At 60.6% G+C, this 20,269-nt stretch carries 19 protein-coding genes; 6 read left to right on the forward strand and 13 right to left on the reverse strand.

All coding sequences use genetic code 11. The annotated features are described in order from the left end of the window. Positions 1–8: 8 nt before the first annotated feature. The 8 genes from CLM71_RS11770 to CLM71_RS11805 form a co-directional block, all read right to left on the reverse strand. Positions 9–2,441, reverse strand: coding sequence for a glucose/quinate/shikimate family membrane-bound PQQ-dependent dehydrogenase (locus CLM71_RS11770; protein WP_105231166.1), 2,433 nt, complete (start codon positions 2,439–2,441; stop codon positions 9–11). A 187-nt stretch (positions 2,442–2,628) separates the two neighbouring features. Next, a complete protein-coding gene (gene pqqF / locus CLM71_RS11775; protein WP_105231167.1) occupies positions 2,629–4,953 on the reverse strand; it encodes a pyrroloquinoline quinone biosynthesis protein PqqF in 2,325 nt (774 codons plus the stop codon). Between the two features lie 2 nt (positions 4,954–4,955). Beyond that, positions 4,956–6,101, reverse strand: coding sequence for a pyrroloquinoline quinone biosynthesis protein PqqE (gene pqqE, locus CLM71_RS11780; protein WP_105231168.1), 1,146 nt, complete (start codon positions 6,099–6,101; stop codon positions 4,956–4,958). Then, positions 6,094–6,372 (reverse strand): pyrroloquinoline quinone biosynthesis peptide chaperone PqqD, encoded by a 279-nt coding sequence (pqqD, locus tag CLM71_RS11785; protein WP_105231169.1) that lies wholly within the window; start codon positions 6,370–6,372, stop codon positions 6,094–6,096. Before pqqD ends, pqqE begins: the two co-directional genes overlap by 8 nt. Next, positions 6,372–7,127, reverse strand: a complete 756-nt coding sequence (gene pqqC, locus CLM71_RS11790) for a pyrroloquinoline-quinone synthase PqqC (RefSeq protein WP_105231170.1) — start codon at positions 7,125–7,127, stop codon at positions 6,372–6,374. Before pqqC ends, pqqD begins: the two co-directional genes overlap by 1 nt. A gap of 9 nt (positions 7,128–7,136) precedes the next feature. Beyond that, positions 7,137–8,048, reverse strand: a complete 912-nt coding sequence (pqqB, locus tag CLM71_RS11795) for a pyrroloquinoline quinone biosynthesis protein PqqB (protein WP_105231171.1) — start codon at positions 8,046–8,048, stop codon at positions 7,137–7,139. Positions 8,049–8,108: 60 nt separating this feature from the next. Beyond that, positions 8,109–8,186 carry a pyrroloquinoline quinone precursor peptide PqqA gene (gene pqqA, locus CLM71_RS11800; protein ID WP_004937827.1) on the reverse strand — a complete coding sequence of 26 codons (78 nt, stop codon included), beginning with the start codon at positions 8,184–8,186 and terminating at the stop codon, positions 8,109–8,111. Positions 8,187–8,312: 126 nt separating this feature from the next. Next, the gene (locus CLM71_RS11805; RefSeq protein WP_105231172.1) at positions 8,313–9,362 is read right to left on the reverse strand and encodes a dipeptidase; all 1,050 of its coding nucleotides are present in this window, start codon (positions 9,360–9,362) and stop codon (positions 8,313–8,315) included. Between the two features lie 305 nt (positions 9,363–9,667). Here CLM71_RS11805 and CLM71_RS11810 point away from each other — a divergent pair, with 305 nt between their 5' ends. The 4 genes from CLM71_RS11810 (at position 9,668) to CLM71_RS11825 (ending at position 11,031) form a co-directional block, all read left to right on the forward strand. After that, positions 9,668–10,312 (forward strand): hypothetical protein, encoded by a 645-nt coding sequence (locus CLM71_RS11810; protein ID WP_105231173.1) that lies wholly within the window; start codon positions 9,668–9,670, stop codon positions 10,310–10,312. Between the two features lie 4 nt (positions 10,313–10,316). Next, complete coding sequence (locus CLM71_RS11815) at positions 10,317–10,502, forward strand: hypothetical protein (RefSeq protein WP_105231174.1); 186 nt, start codon at positions 10,317–10,319, stop codon at positions 10,500–10,502. Between the two features lie 113 nt (positions 10,503–10,615). Beyond that, a complete protein-coding gene (locus CLM71_RS11820) occupies positions 10,616–10,810 on the forward strand; it encodes a tlde1 domain-containing protein (protein WP_234008644.1) in 195 nt (64 codons plus the stop codon). Beyond that, a complete protein-coding gene (locus CLM71_RS11825) occupies positions 10,807–11,031 on the forward strand; it encodes a hypothetical protein (RefSeq protein ID WP_105231176.1) in 225 nt (74 codons plus the stop codon). The genes CLM71_RS11820 and CLM71_RS11825 overlap by 4 nt, the downstream gene beginning before the upstream one ends. 158 nt (positions 11,032–11,189) lie before the next feature. Here the strand turns inward: CLM71_RS11825 and CLM71_RS11830 are convergent, their stop codons facing one another. Next, on the reverse strand, positions 11,190–13,589 hold the full coding sequence (locus tag CLM71_RS11830; RefSeq protein WP_105231177.1) for a glucose/quinate/shikimate family membrane-bound PQQ-dependent dehydrogenase: 2,400 nt from the start codon (positions 13,587–13,589) through the stop codon (positions 11,190–11,192). Between the two features lie 574 nt (positions 13,590–14,163). Between CLM71_RS11830 and CLM71_RS11835 the strand changes: the two genes are divergently transcribed. Together CLM71_RS11835 and CLM71_RS11840 are read left to right on the forward strand one after the other, a co-directional pair. Continuing rightward, positions 14,164–14,583, forward strand: coding sequence for a DUF2231 domain-containing protein (locus tag CLM71_RS11835; protein ID WP_370447007.1), 420 nt, complete (start codon positions 14,164–14,166; stop codon positions 14,581–14,583). 13 nt (positions 14,584–14,596) lie between these two features. Then, positions 14,597–15,898 (forward strand): sorbosone dehydrogenase family protein, encoded by a 1,302-nt coding sequence (locus CLM71_RS11840; protein WP_105231179.1) that lies wholly within the window; start codon positions 14,597–14,599, stop codon positions 15,896–15,898. A gap of 87 nt (positions 15,899–15,985) precedes the next feature. Here CLM71_RS11840 and CLM71_RS11845 read toward each other — a convergent pair whose 3' ends face one another. The 4 genes from CLM71_RS11845 to doeA form a co-directional block, all read right to left on the reverse strand. Beyond that, positions 15,986–17,428, reverse strand: coding sequence for an MFS transporter (locus CLM71_RS11845; RefSeq protein WP_105231180.1), 1,443 nt, complete (start codon positions 17,426–17,428; stop codon positions 15,986–15,988). Between the two features lie 80 nt (positions 17,429–17,508). Then, a complete protein-coding gene (locus CLM71_RS11850) occupies positions 17,509–17,994 on the reverse strand; it encodes an Lrp/AsnC family transcriptional regulator (protein WP_105231181.1) in 486 nt (161 codons plus the stop codon). A gap of 49 nt (positions 17,995–18,043) precedes the next feature. Continuing rightward, positions 18,044–19,057 carry a N(2)-acetyl-L-2,4-diaminobutanoate deacetylase DoeB gene (gene doeB / locus CLM71_RS11855; RefSeq protein ID WP_105231182.1) on the reverse strand — a complete coding sequence of 338 codons (1,014 nt, stop codon included), beginning with the start codon at positions 19,055–19,057 and terminating at the stop codon, positions 18,044–18,046. A 12-nt stretch (positions 19,058–19,069) separates the two neighbouring features. Next, positions 19,070–20,269 carry an ectoine hydrolase DoeA gene (gene doeA, locus CLM71_RS11860; protein WP_105231183.1) on the reverse strand — a complete coding sequence of 400 codons (1,200 nt, stop codon included), beginning with the start codon at positions 20,267–20,269 and terminating at the stop codon, positions 19,070–19,072.

Here is a 20,269-nt window from a genome sequence, read left to right on the forward strand (position 1 = left end):
GTACGGAATTATTTATCCAGCGCGTAGGCAATCACGTAGTCGCCGCGGTCCGGTGACTGACGTGCGCCGCCGGCGGAGATCAGGATGTACTGCTTGCCGGTTTCCGGTGAAATATAGCTCATCGGGGTGCCGCCGCTGCCGACCGGCAGACGCGCTTTCCATACCTCTTTGCCGGTTGACGAGTCAAAGGCGCGCAGGTAGTAGTCCTGCGTACCGGCGATAAACACCAGGCCGCCCTGGGTCGCCAGCGTACCGCCCAGCGTCGGCATGCCGACCGGCATCTGCGCGCGCATCTTGATGCCGAACGGGCCGGTGTCCTGCACGGTGCCGGCCGGTACCTGCCAGACCACTTTCTGGGTCTTCAGATCGATGGCGGACAGGGTGCCGAACGGCGGCTTCTGGCACGGAATGCCCAGCGGCGACATAAAGCGGTTTTTGTTCACCGCATATGGCGTGCCTTTCAGCGGCACCGCGCCCATCCCGGCATTCACCGATTCACCGCCGGTGCTGGCAGGCGCATTGGCGTCTTCCTGTTTCTGCGGAATCATCTGCACCCACAGGCCCAGACGCATATCGTTGGCGAAGATATAGTGGTTGTTCGGGTCAACCGACAGGCCGCCCCAGTTCATGCCGCCGAGCGAGCCGGGGAAGCTGAGGGATACGTCGGTATCCGGTGCGGTGAACAGGCCGTCATAACGCATCGATTTAAAGCTGATGCGGCACATCAGCTGGTCGAACGGCGTGGCGCCCCACATATCCGATTCGCTGAGCTTCTGTGCGCCAATCTGCGGCATACCGACCGAGAACGGCTGGGTGGCGGAATACTGCTCGTTCGGAATGTTGCGGGTTTTCACCGGCAGTTCTTTCACTTCGGTCAGCGGCTTGCCGGTATGGCGATCCAGCACGAAGATCTGACCGGTTTTCGCGCCAAACACCAGCGCCGGTTTGGTGCTGCCGTCCTTCATCGGGAAGTCGATCAGGCTTGGCTGCATCGGGATATCGAAGTCCCACAGATCGTTATGCACGGTCTGGTAGACCCATTTCTCTTTACCGGTGGTGGCGTCCAGCGCCAGGATGGACGCGCCGTATTTGTGGTCCAGCTTGGTGCGGTTGGCGCCCCACAGGTCCACCGACGAGCTGCCCATCGGCAGGAACACGGTGTTCATCGCCGGGTCATAGGACATCGGCGCCCAGGAGTTCGGGGTGCTGCGCACATAGTTCTGGCCCGGTTTCAACGCCGCATTCGGATCGTCGTTGCCCGGGTCGAACGCCCAGCGCATCTCGCCGGTGATCACGTTAAAGCCGCGCAGCACGCCGCCCGGCATATCGGTCTGAACGTTATCCGCCACGCGGCCGCCCACCACCACGGTGGTGCCGGCCAGCGTCGGCGCGGAGGTCAGCTGATATTTCGGATCGGCGGCGTCGCCGAGACCGGCTTTCAGATCGACGATGCCGTTCTGGCCGAAGTTGTGGCAGAACTCGCCGTTGTCGGCGTTAATCGCCACCAGACGCGCATCGATGGTGTTCATCAGAATACGACGCTGGCAGGTGTCGCCGGCCGCCAGCGCAACCGGCGCGGCAGGGGTGGAGCCGGGAACGCTTGGCTGCGGGATCGGCTTGTTAACGTCGAAATAGGCCAGACCGCGGCAGCGGTTCCAGACCTGAGATTTGGCGTTGATTTCACGCTTCCAAATCTCTTTACCGCTGTCTGCGTCAACCGCAATCACGTTGTTGTGCGGGGTACAGAGGAAAATGCGGTTGCCAACCTGCAGCGGCGTCTGCTGATCTTCCGCGCCGTTGCCGTCCGGGCTCAGCGGGGTATCGCCGGTGTGGAAGGTCCAGGCCACTTTCAGATCTTTAACGTTATCGCGGGTGATCTGGTCCAGCGCCACAAAGCGGTCGCCGCCCGGCGTGTTGCCGTAGTTGTCCCAGTCTTTTTGCTGTTTGGCTTTATCCACCGGCACCAATGGCAGCGGCTCGCCGCTGAAGGCGACGGTCGGGTGCGGCTGGAACATCTGCACAAAGGTCACGACCATGCCGACGGCCAGCAGCGCCGACAGCAGGTAGGAGAGTTTGCCCAGCGGCGCTTTACCTTCCGCCTTGCGCAATGCCGGCCAGGTGAGAAACGCCAGCAGCATCAGGCCGGTCGGCACCATCAGGCGCGACACCAGCGGCCAGAAGTCGAAGCCGGCGTCAATCACCGACCAGATCAGGGTGCCGATAAACATCAGCAGGAACAGCACCACCGCCGACGAGCGGCGGCGGAACAGCTGGATGGCCGCCAGCAGCGTCACCACGCCGGCGATCAGAAAGTACCAACTGCCGCCCAGCGAGACCAGTTTGCCGCCGGCAATGGCGAAAAACAGCCCGGTGGCGGCGAGGACGATCCCCAATAGCGCGCACCATATTTTCATGCCCGGTCGGGCATTTGTATCAGACATATCAGTGACTCTCCCGAATCATGTTACTTATCGTTGTGTGTTAACAAAGTGTAATCGTTAGCCGGTATTGCGCCACGAACGCGGCGCATGGCGGGGCAATTAAACCGTTAAGAAGGCTTTATTGTACCATTTGATTCGTTTTTGTCGTTACAGATATGTGTTGTATAAAAAGGATTAATGTGAAGATTTAGATCGAAGGGAACAACCGGCGCTGCCCGTCAAGCAGCGCCGGCAAATCCAGCGCCGCCAGCGCGGCGGCGTCTGGCCGCTGTTCCAACAGACTTTCGCGCGTGTGCTGCAAATAGTCGCCGGCGGAGAGTTGCAGGCTCTGGGCCAGCGTCTGTTTCGCCTGCTGCAGCGCCGTATCGTTCAGCACGGCTAATTCCTGCCGCATCTGCTGTAAAAACTCGTGGGTATAGCGCTGCAACTGCGCAAGGCTGCAGTGCGGCGACTGCAGGGCAAACAGCATGCCGTCGCGATCGGCGCAGCGGTGATAGGCGCAGTGCGCCACATAGCCGATATTCAGCTCGACCCGCAGCCGCTGGAAGAAGCGGGGCGCATACAGCTGCGCCAGCAGCCGCAGCGCCAGTCGCGCCGCCGGCGAGCTATCCGACAGCGGGCAAAACAGCAGCAGGGTCCGATCGTCATCTTCGTCGCTGAGTATCACCGGCCGTGCGTCGGTGATCATTGCGGCATCCTGCGCGGCGATAATCGGTGCCGGGAAAGCGGACAACAGCCGACTCAACTGCTGATGCAGCGCCGCATCGCCGGCAAACAGCGTCGCCTGCCAACACACCGCATCGCCCGGCGGCGTCAGAACCTCCGGTAATTGCGCCGCCAGACGGCGCACGGCGATCTCGCCCTGAGCGCGCAGCTGCGTACGCTGCCAGCTGAGTGCCGCCTCCTGTTTAAGAGCATCGTCAAGGGAGGTCAGGCGCTGATTGATCTGATTGAGCGACCGACCCAGCAGCGGGGCGTCGCCGGACAGCTGCAGCGTCCAGACGCCGTGACTCTGCATCACGCCGAGATAGCCGCCCTGATGCGCCGTTTCTGCCGCCAGCGTGCGTAGCGCCGAGGTCAGTAAACTGGCCTGCGCCGACGCCAGCGGCGTTGCCGGCGCGGGGCGCAGCAGCAATACCGGCGGATGATCGCCGTCAGAATGCCATGTCAGCGGTGCCCGTTCAGCGGGCAGCATCAACGGCGGCGGCGGGGCGTCGCTGTGCGGATAAAAGCGATAGCGCGGCGCAATGCGCGTGCTGTGGGTGGCGACAAAGGGGGCCAGCGCCAGCGGTAACCCTTGCAGTATGCGCGGCGTTGCCGTTCCCTCCGGGGTCACCAGCAGACGACGCAGATTGCCCGCCGTCAGTGCGGCCAGGCAGGCCGTCCACGGTGCATCTTCAGTCGCCGGCGGCAGGCCGAACGCCCGCGCCCGCAGCTGATCCAGCGGCGGCAAGCGCATAAAGTCCTGATTGCCACGCCGCATGTAGTGCTCGCGCTGTGCTGCGCTGAGCGACGGCAGCTGCCGCAGCCAGTTCAGCAGGGCGCTTTCAATCCTTGCGGCTTCCGCCGCGCTGCCCCGGTTGACGCTAAAGATAAACGTCAGCAGCGCGCGTCCTTCGGCGCAGGGCGTATGCTGCAGCCGGACGCCGTCGCAGCAGGCTTCACGGCGCAGCAGCGCCATCAGGCTGCCGGGCGCTTCGTCCTGCAGCAGCGCATCCAGCAGGCGCAGTCCGTCACGGGCGGCGGCGTCCGGCTGGTTAAGCGCAAAGGTTAAGCGTAGCTGCGGCAGTCCCGGCAGACACAGCCGGCGATCGGCTTGCGGGATCAGCCGCGGCGGTTCCGCCTGTAGGACCACATCGCCGCCAGGGAGCGTCGCCGTCAGCCGCTCGGCCAGCTGTCGCAAAGTGTCGAGCGGCAGCGGCGCCTGCAGCCATAGCGTCATGTTGGCAGCGTGGTAATGGCGACGATGGAAATCGCACAGGGCGGCGCGTAACGCCGGCATATCCTCGCCAAACGCCTGACGGTTGCCGATGGTGAAGCGTCGCATGGCGGCGATGCCGTCAAACGCCTGCTGCTGCGCGGCCTCGCACAGCGTATCCGCGTCTTTGCACAACAGACGGTATTCGGCCTCGATCACCTCAACCTCCTGCGCCAGCGCCGGCAGGGCCAGCAGCGGGGCGGCCAGCATGTCGATCAGCCGCGCCAAACCGTCGGCGAAGCGTTCGCCGTCGATTTCAAAAAAGAAGTGGGTTTGCGTTTCGCGGGTGGTGGCGTTGAGGCGGCCGCCGTGGGCGGGCACCCAGTTCATCAGGCGTTGATCGTCGTCAAAGGTGCGACTGCCGCGAAACAGCATATGTTCCAACAGATGCGCCAGCCCCGGCCAGGCCGACGGTTCGTGGTGGCTGCCGGCGTCAATCTGCATCAACGCCGCCGCGCGCGGGGCAGCCGCATCGGCCAGCAGTTTCAGCTGCAGGCCGCTCGCGAGCCGCAGCGTAACCGGGGGCTGGGGCATGGTTAGGCCTGACCTTTGAAGATCAGCTGGGAGTTGGCGCGGTTGCGGAAGCGCAGCTGATCGATGCCGATCTGCGTCTGGTTCGCCGCCTCGCGTGCCGCCAGGATGGTGCCGTGGTGCGCTGATTTCGAACACACCGGGTCAGCATTGCTGGCGTCGCCGGTCAGCATAAACGCCTGGCAGCGGCAGCCGCCGTAATCCTGCTCTTTTTCCGGGCAGGAGCGGCATGGCTCCGGCATCCAGTCATAGCCGCGATAGCGGTTAAAGCCGAATGATTCGTACCAGATGTGCTCCAGGCTGTGCTCCAGCACCGACGGGAATTTCACCGGCAGCTGACGGGCGCTGTGACAGGGTAACGCCATGCCTTCCGGCGTCACGCTGAGGAAAATCGCGCCCCAGCCGCCCATGCAGCCTTTCGGCCGTTCTTCGTAGTAGTCCGGCGTGACGAACAGCAGGTTGGCCAGGTTGCCGCTGTCGGCCATTTTTTCACGATAGCGCTGCACCACCTGTTCTGCATCGGCAATCTGCTCGCGGGTCGGCAGCAGGCCTTCGCGGTTCAATTGCGCCCAGCCGTAAAACTGACAGGTCGCCAGCTCCACGTCGTCGGCCTCCAGCTGAATCGCCAGCTCGATAATACGGTCGATCTGGTCGATGTTATGCCGGTGCAGCACAAAGTTCAGCACCATCGGGTAGCCCAGCGCCTTGACCGCTTTTGCCATCGCCAGCTTTTGCTGGAAGGCTTTCGGGTTACCGGCCAGCGCCGCGTTCAGCGTTTCATCGCTGGCCTGGAAGCTGATCTGGATATGGTCCAGACCGGCGTCGGCGAAAGTCTGCAGCTTTTTCTCCGTCAGCCCGATGCCGGAGGTGATCAGGTTGGTATAGAACCCCAGATCGCGCGCGGCGGCAATCAGCTCCGGCAAATCTTTGCGCACCAGCGGCTCGCCGCCGGAAAAGCCCAGTTGCACGCTGCCCATCGCCCGTGCCTGCCGGAACACCTCAATCCACTGTTCGGTGGTCAGCTCCTGCTCCTGCGCGGCGAAGTCGAGCGGGTTGGAGCAGTAGGGACATTGCAGCGGGCAGCGGTAGGTCAGCTCCGCCAGCAGCCACAGCGGCGGGTTAACCGACGGTTTTACAGCATTCTCAGTCACGGAAAATTACCCATTTTTGCTCGTAGGCGCTCTGGAAAAACTCCAGCACGTCCTGCGCCAGCCCGTCGGCGCCGGGAAAGCGCGCGTTCAGCTGGTCTATGATGCCTTGCAGCGTCGATTTGCCGTCCACCAGTTGCAAAATGGCGGCGGCGCTGTCGTTCAGTTTGGCCATGCCCTCAGGGTACAGAATCACATGGCTCTGCTGCACCTCTTCCCACTGCAGGCGGTAGCCGCGGCGGAACATCGGGGTTTGTTCTGGATTCAGGGTCATTACACCAGCCTCTGGGTATGCCACGCCCGCGCATCGGTCACGGTGTGGTACGGCGCTCGGTTCAGGGTATAGGCCATGGTCATGGCGTCCAGCATGCTCCACAGAATATCCAGTTTAAACTGCAGGATCTCCAGCATACGCTGCTGCTTCTCTACGCTGTCGCAGTACTCCAGCGCCAGCGCCAGGCCGTGCTCTACGTCGCGGTTGGCCTGGCCGAGGCGGCTGCGGAAGTAGTCATAGCCTTCGGCCTCAATCCACTGATAGTGCTGCGGCCAGGTGTCAAGGCGCGCCTGATGGATCTGCGGTGCGAACAGTTCGGTCAGCGAGCTGCAGGCCGCTTCCTGCCAGCAGGCGCGGCGGGCGAAATTGACATAGGCGTCGACGGCGAAGCGCACGCCCGGCAGCACCAGCTCTTCAGACAGCAGAGTCTCGCGCTGCAGGCCCACCGCTTCGCCCAGCCGCAGCCAGGCTTCGATACCGCCTTCGCCGCCGCCGTAGCCGTCGTGGTCGAGAATACGCTGCACCCACTTGCGGCGCACGTCCGGCTGCGGGCAGTTGGCCATAATCGCCGCGTCCTTGATCGGGATGCTGGTCTGGTAATAGAAACGGTTGGCGACCCAGCCCTGGATCTGCTCGCGCGTCGCCTCGCCGTTGTGCATGGCGATATGGTACGGATGATGAATATGGTAATACGCGCCTTTCGCCCGCAGCGCCGCTTCAAATTCGGCCGGGGAAAGGGGATGTTGCTGTGTCATGGCGTTAACCTACAGGTCGATGTTCATACCGTCCCAGCTCACTTCGATGCCGGCCTGCGTCAGGCTGCGACGCTCGGCGGAATCTTCGTCCAGGATCGGATTGGTATTATTAATATGGATCAGGATTTTGCGTTTTGCCGGCAGCGAAGCCAGCAGCGCCGCCAGGCCCTGTTCCTCGGCCAGCGCCAGGTGGCCCATGTCTTTGCCGGTGTTGCGGCCGACGCCGGTGTCCGCCAGCTCATTGTCGCGCCACAGCGTGCCGTCAATCAGCAGGCAGTCGGCGCGCTGCAGCCACGGCAGCAGGGCATCGTCCGGCTCGCCCAGCCCCGGCGCGTACAGCAGGTTGCTGCCGCGTGCGGTATCTTCGATAAACAGGGCGACGTTATGCCCCGGCAGCGGACGGTGGCGATACTGCGAATAGGGCGGTGCATTGCTCAGCAGCGGGATGGCGGTAAAGCGGATGGTCGGGCAGACCGCCGTCTGGAAGCTCTCCAGCGGTTCAACCGGGTGGTGGATCAGCCCGCCGTTCCAGTGCGACAGCATGGTGAACAGCGGGAAGCCGTTGCTGAGATCGTCGTGCACTTCACGGGTGCACCAGACATGATGCGGGCAGCCTTCACGTAAATTGAGTAAACCCGCGCTGTGATCGATCTGGCTGTCGGTCAGGATAATCGAACCGATGCCGGTACCGCGCAACACGTCGGGGTTATTCAATTCAGGCGAAGCCAGCAGTTGATGGCAGATATCGGGGGAGACGTTGCACAGCACCCAGTTTTTACCGTCGTCGCTGATGGCGATGGAGGACTGGGTACGGCGCGACGCCTTGATGGTGTTGTTACGCACGCCCTGACAATTCTTGCAGTTGCAGTTCCACTGAGGGAAACCGCCGCCTGCCGCAGAGCCGAGAACTTTAATCTGCATGTGTGGACCAGATAAGGGAAAACCAAAGAGATGCCCGCACAGGGCGGGCATGACGGGCAATTAACGGTTGGAAATGTACAGCGTCACTTCCAGGCCCAGGCGCAGGTCGACGAATTCAGGTTTAGTCCAGGTGGTCATATGTCGTACTCCTATTTTATAGTCGCGGGCAAAAAGCGCCCATTTAGAAAACCGTTTACATTCGGCCGCTGCGATGTTGAATAAATGTGATGAACTTCGCAACCTTTAAAGGGTAAAAGTTTTTGGCTACGCGCGCCAGTTGACATCAAGCGTTTTTATCCAGTTGCCCCAACAGAGCTTGTCCAGCAGCGGTTGGTCAAAACCCGCCAGCGACAGCGTCTGAATCAGCGTCGGCAGCCCGCTGACGTCTCCCAGCGGCTGCGGCACATTCACACCGTCAAAATCCGAACCGAATCCAACGTGGTCTTCACCAAGTTTAGCGATTAGAAACTCAATATGTTTAACAATTTCGGTCAAATCGGTATTGGCGCTGTCTCGTTTGCCGTCGGCGCGCAAAAATGCGGTGCCGAAGTTGACGCCGACCATGCCGCCGCTGTGCGCGATGGCCTCCAACTGCGCGTCGGTGAGGTTACGCGGCTGCGGGCAGAGCGCATGGGCGTTGGAGTGGGTCGCCACCAACGGCGCATTGCTGAGCGCGGCGGTGTCCCAGAAAGCCTTTTCGTTCATATGCGAGACGTCGATCATGATGTGCCGCCGGTTGCAGGCGGCAATCAGCGCTTTGCCGGCGGAGGTCAGGCCGGGGCCGCTGTCCGGAGAGCCGGGAAACGCGCCGCGTATCCCTTCGCCAAACGCGTTGGGCACATTCCAGAACGGGCCGATGCTGCGTACGCCCAGTTGATAGAAATGATCCAGCTGTGACAGATCGGCGTCCAGCGCGCCGGCGCCCTCAATATGCAGCACCGCGGCGATCCGTCCGTCGGCCCGGCACTGGCGGATATCGTCGGCCGTACGGCAGATGCGCAGCCGTTCCGGCGCCGCCTGCTCCAGCTGATACATAATAGCGATCTGCTGCTCGACGATGGTCAGCGGATCGAAATAGTCCTGCACCTGCGCTTCAGACTGCCCGCGCTGCTGGGCGACATACGCCACCGGCGGGATAAATACCGCAAACAGCCCGCCGGCGAAACCGCCGCGCCGCATACGCGGAAAATCGAGATGGCCGCCCGCCACCTGATGGTAAAAGGCGCCGGCCGGATCGTCGGGGTGGTCAAGCCACAGTTTGAGCAGCAGGTCGTTATGGCCGTCAAATACGGCGTGGGGCGCTGGGGTCGTCATGGTGGTTTCGCTCTGTCGGCAGGTAGGCGTCTATGTTCCCCGATCTGCCGGGACAGGGCAACCGCCGACCTTGCCGAACGGTGGTTTGTGCGGCAAGTCGCTAAAAAATGGCCGCCCCGAAGGACGCAATTTCTTGATTTTTGGTGGCGAGTTAAAGCAGTGCCTGTGTGACACCTGTTTTCCCCATTTTTTACTATCAAAAGTTGTACACCTCGCACAAATAATCTTCCTGCCAGATAGCTCCTATTGATACGTCCCTCTACCCACATTAACATCAGGAAACTTACTGATAGGGAGAGTTATAAATGGATGTTATGGATGCAGGGAAAGCTATTGCATTAGGTATTGCCAGTATTCCACGTGATGCATATTTAGGGTTAGAACGCACGTTGCAGGATCTAAACCTGAGTGATGGACGTAGCTACTATCAGCGCCGTAATCTGGCAGAGGATGCCCGTTTTGCTCGCGGTATGATTAAGATAGCCAAGAACCGCAATCAGATATACGACATAGCCAGAATCATATTAGATGATGTAATTGATAAAGTTCCTGAACCGGTTCTGCGATGGCTGCATAGTGCTGTAACGCAAAAACAGACGGAAGCGGAGAGTAGCTGGGTTATGCAAAACTTAATTGTCACCTACCTTGCGCAACAACTTTGTGAAGGGGTAATGATGAGTGCATTCTTCAAGCTCACGATCCGTACAACCCTTACCGCTGGGGTAGGTTTGATATTAACGCAAGGCTTGCTAGCCAATGCAGCTAATGCATCCCGTGAACTGGTGTTGACTAACCCCGCCCTGTATCGCAAGCTCTACATCAAAGACTTTGATATGCTGTACTTTATGTTTGAAAAGCCGATCGGTAAAATTACCAAGCTCATCCAAACGTATCAAAACAGCCCGGCTCAGTTGCAGGAGTCTGTACGAAACCTAGATTTTAAAGGGTGAGAATATGATTTTCCTCATGCGTTTACTTTTCGGTCTGGTGGGTTCCGTGATGGGAGGTGCTGCACTTCTTAGTTTTGCGTACTTCTACGAGGAACCCGGCAACATGAAGATTATAGCCCCGTTAGGGATTGTTGTTGTTGGCGTCCTGTTGCTTATCGTGATCGACAAGTTTACTCCCAAAAAAGACTGATGCCGAAGAGTGCCCTCTACTGTTCTTCATCGAATGTCATGGTATGAGGGCAGGAATGACCAGCAATAAGTCTATGGTTTGGCCGGTTCCGGGACGATGGAAAGACAGATGATGTGACGTTCACACAGGGCGTTATGCGTGGTGGATTCCGGTTGCATCCAGCGGGGCCGCGTAAGATTTCTGAGGGCTGCATCACCCTGTTCAATCAGCGTGAATTCAATGTGCTCCGGTGGCGTATCCTCAACTCTCCAAAGTTCAAAATCCCCGGCTCAAACCTTTACGCCTACGGTGAGGTCAGAGTGATATGAAACGCATTCTCTTGAGCCTGATAGCCTTTGTGGTGCTGGCTATCGTCCTGATGTTTATTCTGGGGGCTATTATGCCGGATAGTCTGATCCGCTCACTGGCGAGCCTGCTTGATATCCACGATGCGGAGGGAATAACAAACCTGCTTGCAGATGTGACTCTCATAGCGTCTGCGGCGCTCTCTCTGCCGATCGTCTGGATGGGTAACCGCAGGTTCAGATAGGTAAAGAAAAGGGCGCAGAGCGCGCCCTATAACGATAACGTTCATGGCGGGTTGAAATGACTGATCGTCTCCCCACTTTCCCTGCCTAAGCTCTCACAAAAAAATGGCCGCCCCGAAGGGCGGCCATCTGCTGTACTCACACGCGTTAGCGCGTCAGATTACTTGCTTTCGGTGCCGTCTGGCAGGGCATAGGCCACAATGTAGTCGCCCATTTTGGTGCCGAACGAGCCGTGGCCGCCTGCGGCGATCACCACGTACTGCTTACCGTTGACCTGATAGGTCATTGGCGTTGCCTGGCCGCCGGCCGGCAGACGCGCTTCCCACAGTTTATCGCCGTTGCTGACGTTAAACGCACGCAGGTAGTTATCTGCGGTAGCGCCGATAAAGAAGATATTACCCGCGGTGGTCACAGGACCGCCCAGCATTGGCATACCCATTTTAAACGGCAGTGGAACCGGCGAGCTGTCGCGCACGGTGCCGATACGTTTTTTCCACACGATCTTGTTGGTTTTCAGATCGACCGCAGAAATGTAACCCCAGGCCGGCTGTTTGCACGGGAAGCCCAGTGGCGACAGGAACGGGTTCAGAGTTACGCCGTACGGTACGCCGTACTGCGGCTGAATGCCGGACTCGGAGCCGGTGCCGCCTTTGTCATTTTCATCCGGTTCGATCGGGTTGCCCGGACCGCGCGGAATCAACTTGGAGACAAACGGCAGCGCCATCGGGTTGGCGATCGCCACCTGACGGTCGGTATCCACCGACAGGCCGCCCCATTCAAACATCCCCAGGTTGCCCGGGAACACCAACGTGCCTTGCTCGGACGGCGGGGTGAAGGTGCCTTCATAGCGCAGGCTGTGGAACATCACGCGGCAGACCAGCTGATCGTAGATGGTCGCACCCCAGGTGTCCGCACCGGTCAGTTTCTCTTCCGGACGGAAGGTCAGCTCGGAGAACGGCTGCGTCGGTGACAGACGGTCGCCTTTCGCCGGGCCCTGCGGTACCGGACGCTCCGGTGCAGGCACCACCAGTTTGCCGGTGGCGCGGTTCAGCACGAAGATGTTGCCGGTTTTGGTCGGTACGTAAATGACCGGTACTTTCTTGCCGTCTTTATCAGTGATATCCGCCAGCGTCGGCTGGGCAGGGATATCCATGTCCCACAGGTCGTGGTGCACGGTCTGATAAGACCAGGCCAGTTTACCGGTGCTGGCATGCAGAGCCACCAGGCTGCTGGAGTAACGCTCCATTTCCGGCGTACGGTCGCCGCCCCAGATATCCGGGGTAGGAACGCCCATCGGCAGGTAAACCAGATCCAGTTTGGCGTCATAGGCTGCCGGCGCCCAGGAGTTCGGCGAGTTCGGCACGAAGTGGTGTTCGTCGGCAGGGATCTTGTTCGGATCGGCGCTGCCCGGATCGAAGGCCCACAGCAGTTTGCCGCTGTTGACGTCAAAGCCGCGGATTACCCCGGAAGGCTCGCGGTTGGAGTAGTTATCGGTGACCGCACCGGCGATGATGATCACTTTATCGGTGACCACCGGCGGCGAAGTCGGCTCATAACGGCCCGGCGACGCATACGGCATATTGCTCTGCAGGTTCAGCTCGCCGTTGTTGGCAAAGTCCGGGCAGCGTTTGCCGGTTTCCGCATCCAACGCAAACAGACGACCGTCGTTCACCGGCATGATAATACGGCGGGCGCACTGGGCAGCCGGCGTATGATTGGCATCGGCCTGCGCCGCAGCCGGTGTTTCATGATAAGAAACGCCGCGGCAGGTGATGTGCTGGAAGGTCGAGTTGTATTTGAGCTGCGGATCGAACTGCCACTTCTGTTTACCGGTAGCGGCGTCCAGCGCGAACAGTTTCTGGTGCGCGGTGCACAGATACAGCGTGTCGCGGATTTTAATCGGCGTCACTTCGTTGGTGATCTCACCCGGGTCGTTCTCGGTTTTCAGATCGCCGGTGCGGAAGGTCCAGGCTTCTTTCAGCTGAGAGACGTTTTTGTCGTTGATCTGCTTCAGCGGCGAGTAGCGGGTACCTTCCTGAGTACGGCCGTAGGCCGGCCAGTCAGCGCCGTCAGCCTGCGCGGCCTGATCGACCACCGCCTGTGTCTGCGCCGGGTCCAGCGTGCCGTGGATCTCCTGCGGGTCGTTGAACACCGCATAGACCAGCACCACCACGGTCAGCACCAGCACCGCGCTCAGCGCGCCGTAGGCCAGTTTGCCGCCGGCAACCAGTTTGCGGTAAATGAACGGCAGCACCATCCACAGACCGAAGAAGAAGGTGACGTCGAGACGCGGCGTCAGCGCCCAGAAATCAGGGCCGACTTCCCACAGCGCCCAGATCACCGTGCCCAACAGGAACAGGGCGTACAACAGTAAAGCAGTAGCACGACGACGATACAGCAGCCATGCGGTTATTAACATTACCAGACCGGCGACGATGTAATAGAACGAGCCGCCAAGTTTGGTCAACCATATCCCGCCGACTAACAGATATACGCCGCTTAACGCAGCGAACAGTGCTGTTAATAGGATCAGGATGGATGAGGGGTGTTTTTTTTCCATAGAATTAACCACCGTGAATTAAAAAAGCTTCATTTTGAGAATAAGCCAAATCTCAAAAAGCATTCTGTTTTTTTGTTTCACCGGGCCGAAAATAGCGTTCGGCCGGTCGCTTTATTGACCCTGGAATCAATAAAGATGCGCAAGTATGAGACTTATTTCACAGATATGGTAGAGCTTTAATGGTAAGACGCACGTTTTTTCACCGCCGCAACACCGGCTGGAGAGCGCCTCAGGCCAGTAATCATGCGGCCTGAGGCGGGAAGCGCGGCCGATGAACAATTAATGCGTCACCCGTCACAGAGCGATAGCGCATGGTTTATTAATCATCAAATATCGTACGTTATTTATGGCTATTCACGCGCCGGTGAAATATACCCTTAATTTTATTGCCACAATATATCGGGGGCAGGATGATTCTAAATTTGATTACCCCTGATTTTTTCGTTGTTTTTTTTCGCGTTTTTTTCGTCCTGCGCGCCCGCACGTTCCATCATCTTTACTAATCTATTACAGGCGCGGTCGCATGTTGGCGGCTGCGCATACCTTTGGATGCGTTTAGGAGACGGAAATGACTATCCACCATAATACCTCGGGAAAATCGACGCTTGCCGTGGCGCTGTATGAACTGCTGAACCCGATTCCGCTCGGATTCTTTGTTGCCGCCTGGGTCTTTGACATTATTTACCTGAAAACTTTTGTACTGATGTGGACCCACGCCGCCAGCTGGCTGATCGCCATCGGGCTGGTGATCGCCATTATTCCACGGCTGATTAATCTGGTGCAGGTCTGGTTCAGCGGCAGCGCGCGTGAGAGCGGGGCGAAACTGCACTTCTGGCTGAACCTGCTGGCCATCCTGCTGGCAATCGTCAACGCCTTTATTCACAGCCGCGACGCCTACGCGGTGGTGCCGTTGGGCGTCACGCTCTCGACCCTGGTGGTGATCCTGCTGCTGCTGGGCAATGTGCAATTTGCGTTACGTCAACGTGCCGCTTAAGGAGAAGCCGACCATGAAAAAACTCAATACCGTCCTGACCGCCGCCGTCCTCAGCGCCCTGCTGGCGGGGTGCGACAACGGCTCACAGCTGGATCCGCAAAAGCAGATAGGCCCGGACCCGGAGCTGCCGCAGGCGAAAAACTTCCTGATGCCGCCGATGCAGGTGCCGGAAGGCACCGCCTGGAAACAGGGCGAGATGCCCAAGGTGGCCGAAGGGCTGAAAATTGAAAAAATCGCCGAGGGTCTGATGCACCCGCGCCAGGTTTACGTGCTGCCGAATAACGATATTCTGGTGGCCGAATCCAACGGGCCGGCCAAGCCCACCACGCGGCCGAAGCAGCTGATTATGGGCATCGTGCAGAAATCTTCCGGCAAGGGCGGCGCGGGCGGCAACCGCATTACGCTGCTGCGCAACGTTGACGGCCAGTGGCAGAAACACACCTTTATCGAAAATCTACGCTCGCCGTTCGGCATTCAGCTGATCGGCAACACGCTGTGGGTGGCCAATGCCGACAGCCTGGTGAAATTCCCTTACCAGGAGGGGCAAACCGAGATCCGCGAGCCGGGGGTTGAAGTGACCGAACTGCCGGGCGGCCCGCTCAATCACCACTGGACCAAAGCGCTGCTCGCCAGCCCGGACGGCAGCAAGCTGTATGTCGGGGTCGGCTCCAACAGCAATATCACGGAAAACGGCATCGGCGCGGAGTATCGCCGCGCGGCGGTGCTGGAAGTGGACGCCGACAGCGGCGCCAGCCGTATTTATGCCGGCGGTCTGCGCAACCCGACCGGGCTGCAGTGGGAGCCGCAAAGCGGCAAGCTGTGGGCGATCGTCAACGAACGTGATGAAATCGGTTCCGATCTGGTGCCGGACTATATGACCTCGGTGCAGGAGAACGGCTTCTACGGCTGGCCGTACAGCTATTTCGGCCAGCATGTGGACAGCCGCGTACAGCCGCCGCGGCCGGATCTGGTGGAAAAGGCGATCAAGCCCGACTATGCGCTCAGCTCACACGTCGCGCCGCTGGGGCTGCTGTTCTACACCGGCGACAATATGCCGCAGTACCGCGGCGGGGCGTTTATCAGCGAGCACGGCAGTTGGAACCGCACGCCGCTCAACGGCTACCGGGTGGTGTGGGTGAAGTTTGAAAACGGCAAGCCGGTCGGCAAGCCGCAGCCGGTGGTGACCGGATTCCTGACCGACGACCAGAAGCAGGTGCGCGGCCTGCCGGTCGGCCTGGCGATGGATAAGCAGGGCGGCGTGGTGATTGCCGATGACGCTGGCGACAGCGTCTGGCGCATCAGCGCCGCGCAATAACGCGTTAACCCGGGTCTGGCGCGACGGCCAGACCCGTTATCTTGCCTGCGCCGTCCGGCAACATCAGCCGGACGGCGTTTTTCATCCTCAGCCGTCGCTGGACAGGGCGCTGAGGCGCAGACGCTTGCGGCGCTGGTGCCGATACAGGTGATCCATAATCTCGGCCCGCGACTCAATCGCCGGCGGCGAGCCTTCCAGCGGCTGACAGGCGCTCTCTTTACTCATCCGTACCGCAATCAGCCCCACCAACGCGCCGAACATCAGATAGCCGGCGGGCGCCAGCGGGTTGTCGGTGACGTTGACCAGCCAGGCGCTGAGCAGCGGCGCGGTGCCGCCGAACAGCGACGTGGAGAGGTTATAGGCGATCGCCAGCCCGCCATAGCGCACCGCGGTGGGGAACAGCGCCGGCAGCGTAGAGGCCACGGTGCTGAGAAAGCAGGTCAGCAGCAGCCCCATCACCAGCATGCCGATAAAGGTCAGCGCCAGGTTTTTGCTGCCCAGCGCGTAAAAGCAGGGCAGCGTCAGTAGCAGAAAACCGACGCAGCCGAGGGTCCACAGCGGCTTGCGGCCGATCTTGTCGGACAGCGCGCCCATAAACGGCAGCACCACCATCATACACAGCATGGCCGCCACCACGATGGTCAGCCCCTCCAGCTCGCTCAGCCCCAGCACCACGTTCAGATAGCCGGGCATCCAGGTCAGCAGCATATAGTCGGCAAGATTGAGGATAAACACCATGCCGATGCACAGCAGGAAGGCGCGCAGGTGATGGGTGACAATCTCCCGCCACTGCTGGCGCAGCCCCGGCGGCGGCGCGCTGTTTTCCATATGTTTGGCGAAGGCCGGGGTCTCTTCCAACCGCAGACGCAGCCAGACGCCGATCAGCCCCAGCGGGCCGCCTATAAGAAACGGCACCCGCCAGCCCCATTCACGCATCGCTTCATTGCCCAGCAGCAGGGTCATGGCGGTGACCAGCGCGGCGGAGAAGATCAGCCCCAGCAGGGTGCCGACCTCCAGCCAGCTGCCCAGCCGGCCGCGCTTTCTGTCCGGCGCATATTCGGCAATAAAGGTGGCGGCGCCGCCGTATTCGCCGCCGGTGGAAAAACCCTGTACGCCGCGCGCCACGATCAGCAGCGCCGGCGCCCACAGGCCGATGCTGGCGTAGCTCGGGATCAGGCCGATGGCGAAGGTGCCGAGCGCCATCATGATCATGGTCAGCGCCAGCACCCGTTTGCGGCCGATACGGTCGCCGAGCGGGCCGAAAAACATGCCGCCGAGCGGGCGGATCAGAAAGGCGACGGCAAAGGCGGCATAGGTGGAGAGCAGTTGGGCCCCGGGGCTGATCTCCGGAAAGAAGACCATCCCCAGGGTCACGGCCAGATAGCCGTAGATGCCGAAGTCGAACCACTCCATGGCATTGCCCAGTGAGGCCGCCGCCACGGCGCGTTTCACCAGGGATTTGTCGATGATGGTGACATCGGGGACGGCGTCAGCATGATGTTGTGATGCAGGTGATGTGTTGCTATTCATTATTTTTCTCCATGATTAATCTGGAGAGCGGGGCGGCGGGAACGAAGCGCCGCCCACGGCATTACCCATATTCCCTGCGTTTATACCTCTATGTCGCCTTCACGGCGCAGGCTTTGCAGCGCCGCGACGGACTTTACGTTTTTGGTGACGATATAGGTAAAATAGCGTTCGATGCCCAGGTCGGAATCCAGCCAGCTGTCAATCAGACGCTGATACTCGTCGATAGACAGCGTTTCGAATTTGGCCCAGTAATCCACGCCGCCGCCCACTGCCACACATTCGGTCAGTTCTGGCGTATTGAGCACGCGTTTTTCAAAACGGGCAAAGCTCTCTGCGTTATGTTGTTTAAGCTCGATCGATACCCAAATCGGCAGGCGCTTCATCAGCACCCGGGCGTTGAGCCTGGCGTAATATCCTTCGATCAGTCCGGCCTGCTCCAGGCGTTTTACCCGCTCCCAGCAGGGGCTGACGGACAGGTTTATCGACTCCGCCAGCCGCGACTTGGTAATGCGGCCGTCTTTACTCAGAATGTCGAGGATCTTCAGGTCATAGCGATCGAGTTTCATACGGTAATTACATCCTTAATGGCGACCGGCGCGCCGGGGCCGTTAATCGCTATGGCGATACGATCTCCCGGGCAATAACGGCCAGCGTGTCCCCCATCGCAACCTGTGCCGGAAAGCGCCGCGCCAGCACAATGCCGTCGCGCAACGCCCGGTACTCCACCGGCGGCTGGCCGCTGCGGGAAGGGTCATAAACGCGGGCCAACAGTTCACCCGCGTTTACGCGCTGGCCCAGTGGGCAGAGAAATTCCAGAATGCCGCAGTGCTCGCTTTGTACATAGCAGGATGCATCCGGCATATCAAGCAGCTGCGTTTCTCCCTCCCAGGGCTGCGGCGTCTCCGCCAGCACGCCGTGATGGGCCAGAAAGTTGCGCACGCCGCGTTCCGCCAACTGCTGGCGCTGCGGCGTGGTGGTGCCGCCGCCGCCCAGCTCGGTGGTGACAAATCCCTTACCCTGGCTCTCCACCACCGTGTCGTACAGCTGGCTGGCGTCCAGCTCATACATCATCACGGTCAGCGGCGCGCCGAAGGCCTGCGCGGCGGCCAGGTTATCGGCCTGCTGACGCTCGTCATCCAGCGCGTGCAGCGCGGCGAAGGGCATGATTTCCAGCGTGTGGCCGCCGGAGTGCAGATCCAGCGCCACGTCGCACATCGGCACCAGCACCCGGGTAAAATAGTCGGCAATCTGCGCGGTGACGCCGCCGTCCGGCGCGCCGGGAAAGCTGCGGTTGAGATTGCCGCCGTCGATGGGAGACGTGCGCTTACCGGCCTGTACCGCCGGCGCGTTCATCATCGGAATGATGATTACCCGCCCTTGAACCTCGTCGGCCTGCAGCGTGTTGGCCAGTTTCAGCAGGGCGATAATGCCCTCGTACTCATCGCCGTGGTTGCCGGCGGTCAGCAGCGCCGTCGGCCCCGGCGCGCCGTTGATCACCGTCACCGGGATCATCACCGCGCCCCAGGCGGAGTTGTCGTGGGACCAGGGCAGCTTCAGGAAGCCGTGCTGCACGCCGGGCTGGCCGAAATCCACCCCGGCATACACGGGGCTGGGCTTTTCATGACTCATGCTGTTGGCTCCTTATTTGACGAACAGACGTCGTGGGTAGTCGCACAGGACGTCGGCGCCCTGTGCGGTGATAACGATGCTTTCGGTGATCTCCAGCCCCCAGTCATCCATCCACAGACCGGGCATAAAGTGGAAAGTCATGCCCGGCTGCAGCGGCGTTTCGTCGCTGGCGCGCAGGCTCATGGTGCGTTCGCCCCAGTCCGGCGGGTAGCTGATGCCGATGGGGTAGCCGCAGCGTGCGCCGCCGCGATCGATGCCGGCACGACGCATGGCGCCTTCCAGCGCCCGGGCGACATCGCCGCAGGTGTTGCCCGGACGGGCGGCGGCCAGCCCCAGCTCAATGCCGGACAGCAGCGCCTCTTCACCGCGCCGGAAGTGATCCGGCACGTCGCCGAGGAAAATGGTGCGCGACAGCGGCGCGTGGTAGTGACGGTAGCAGCCGGCGATCTCAAAGAAGGTGCCTTCCCCGCGGCGGAACGGCCGGTCATCCCAGGTGAGATGCGGCGCGGCCGCGTCGGCGCCGCCCGGCAACAGCGGCACTATCGCGGCGTAATCGCCGCCGAAACGCACGCCGTCGTCGTCCACCCAGCCTTCGATGGCGCAGCGCTGGATCTCCGCCACCAACATGTTTTTCGGCAGACCCGGCTCCACCATCTGGTAAATGCGCTCATGCATCCTGCCGACGATGCGCGCGGCGATACGCATATACGCCAGCTCGCGCGGCGACTTGACCGCCCGGCACCAGTTCACCAAGGCGGTGGCGTCGATAAATTCCTGCTGCGGGCAGTTCAGCTGCAGGTTCAGAAAGGCCAGGGCGGAGAAGTAGTAGTTATCCATTTCCACGCCGATGCGCGCCTGACTCCAGCCGAACAGCGGCAGCACTTCCTGAGCCAGGGCGCGCATCGGATGTTCGTCCGGATTCTGCACCAGCCGCTCCGGGTAACCGATAATCCGCTCGTCGGCCATCCAGCAGGTGCGCAGCGCGCCGTTGCTGTCCTGCTGGCGGCCGAACCACACCGGTTCATCTTCCAACCCCAGCAGCACGCACTGATGCACGTAAAAAGACCAACCGTCGTAACCGGTCAGCCAGGCCATATTGGAAGGGTCGCTGACCACCAACAGCTCGATGCCTTGCTGCACCATGGCGGCGCGGGTTTTGGCGATCCGCTGGTCGTACTCTTCGCGTGTGAAGGGCAAAGTTTTCGTCAACAT

Source organism: Serratia sp. MYb239 (assembly GCF_002966855.1).
In the GTDB taxonomy this organism is placed as follows: domain Bacteria; phylum Pseudomonadota; class Gammaproteobacteria; order Enterobacterales; family Enterobacteriaceae; genus Serratia_B; species Serratia_B rhizosphaerae.

Excerpts from the sequence above, each read along its gene's own strand:
- pqqA (WP_004937827.1), bottom strand. The coding sequence starts at position 8,186 with ATGACCACCTGGACTAAACCTGAATTCGTCGACCTGCGCCTGGGCCTG.
- CLM71_RS11815 (WP_105231174.1), top strand. The coding sequence starts at position 10,317 with ATGATTTTCCTCATGCGTTTACTTTTCGGTCTGGTGGGTTCCGTGATG.
- CLM71_RS11830 (WP_105231177.1), bottom strand. The coding sequence starts at position 13,589 with ATGGAAAAAAAACACCCCTCATCCATCCTGATCCTATTAACAGCACTG.
- doeA (WP_105231183.1), bottom strand. The coding sequence starts at position 20,269 with ATGTTGACGAAAACTTTGCCCTTCACACGCGAAGAGTACGACCAGCGG.
- CLM71_RS11770 (WP_105231166.1), bottom strand. The coding sequence starts at position 2,441 with ATGTCTGATACAAATGCCCGACCGGGCATGAAAATATGGTGCGCGCTA.
- doeB (WP_105231182.1), bottom strand. The coding sequence starts at position 19,057 with ATGAGTCATGAAAAGCCCAGCCCCGTGTATGCCGGGGTGGATTTCGGC.
- CLM71_RS11805 (WP_105231172.1), bottom strand. The coding sequence starts at position 9,362 with ATGACGACCCCAGCGCCCCACGCCGTATTTGACGGCCATAACGACCTG.
- CLM71_RS11850 (WP_105231181.1), bottom strand. The coding sequence starts at position 17,994 with ATGAAACTCGATCGCTATGACCTGAAGATCCTCGACATTCTGAGTAAA.
- CLM71_RS11810 (WP_105231173.1), top strand. The coding sequence starts at position 9,668 with ATGGATGTTATGGATGCAGGGAAAGCTATTGCATTAGGTATTGCCAGT.
- CLM71_RS11825 (WP_105231176.1), top strand. The coding sequence starts at position 10,807 with ATGAAACGCATTCTCTTGAGCCTGATAGCCTTTGTGGTGCTGGCTATC.
- pqqD (WP_105231169.1), bottom strand. The coding sequence starts at position 6,372 with ATGACCCTGAATCCAGAACAAACCCCGATGTTCCGCCGCGGCTACCGC.
- CLM71_RS11845 (WP_105231180.1), bottom strand. The coding sequence starts at position 17,428 with ATGAATAGCAACACATCACCTGCATCACAACATCATGCTGACGCCGTC.
- pqqF (WP_105231167.1), bottom strand. The coding sequence starts at position 4,953 with ATGCCCCAGCCCCCGGTTACGCTGCGGCTCGCGAGCGGCCTGCAGCTG.
- pqqB (WP_105231171.1), bottom strand. The coding sequence starts at position 8,048 with ATGCAGATTAAAGTTCTCGGCTCTGCGGCAGGCGGCGGTTTCCCTCAG.
- pqqC (WP_105231170.1), bottom strand. The coding sequence starts at position 7,127 with ATGACACAGCAACATCCCCTTTCCCCGGCCGAATTTGAAGCGGCGCTG.
- CLM71_RS11840 (WP_105231179.1), top strand. The coding sequence starts at position 14,597 with ATGAAAAAACTCAATACCGTCCTGACCGCCGCCGTCCTCAGCGCCCTG.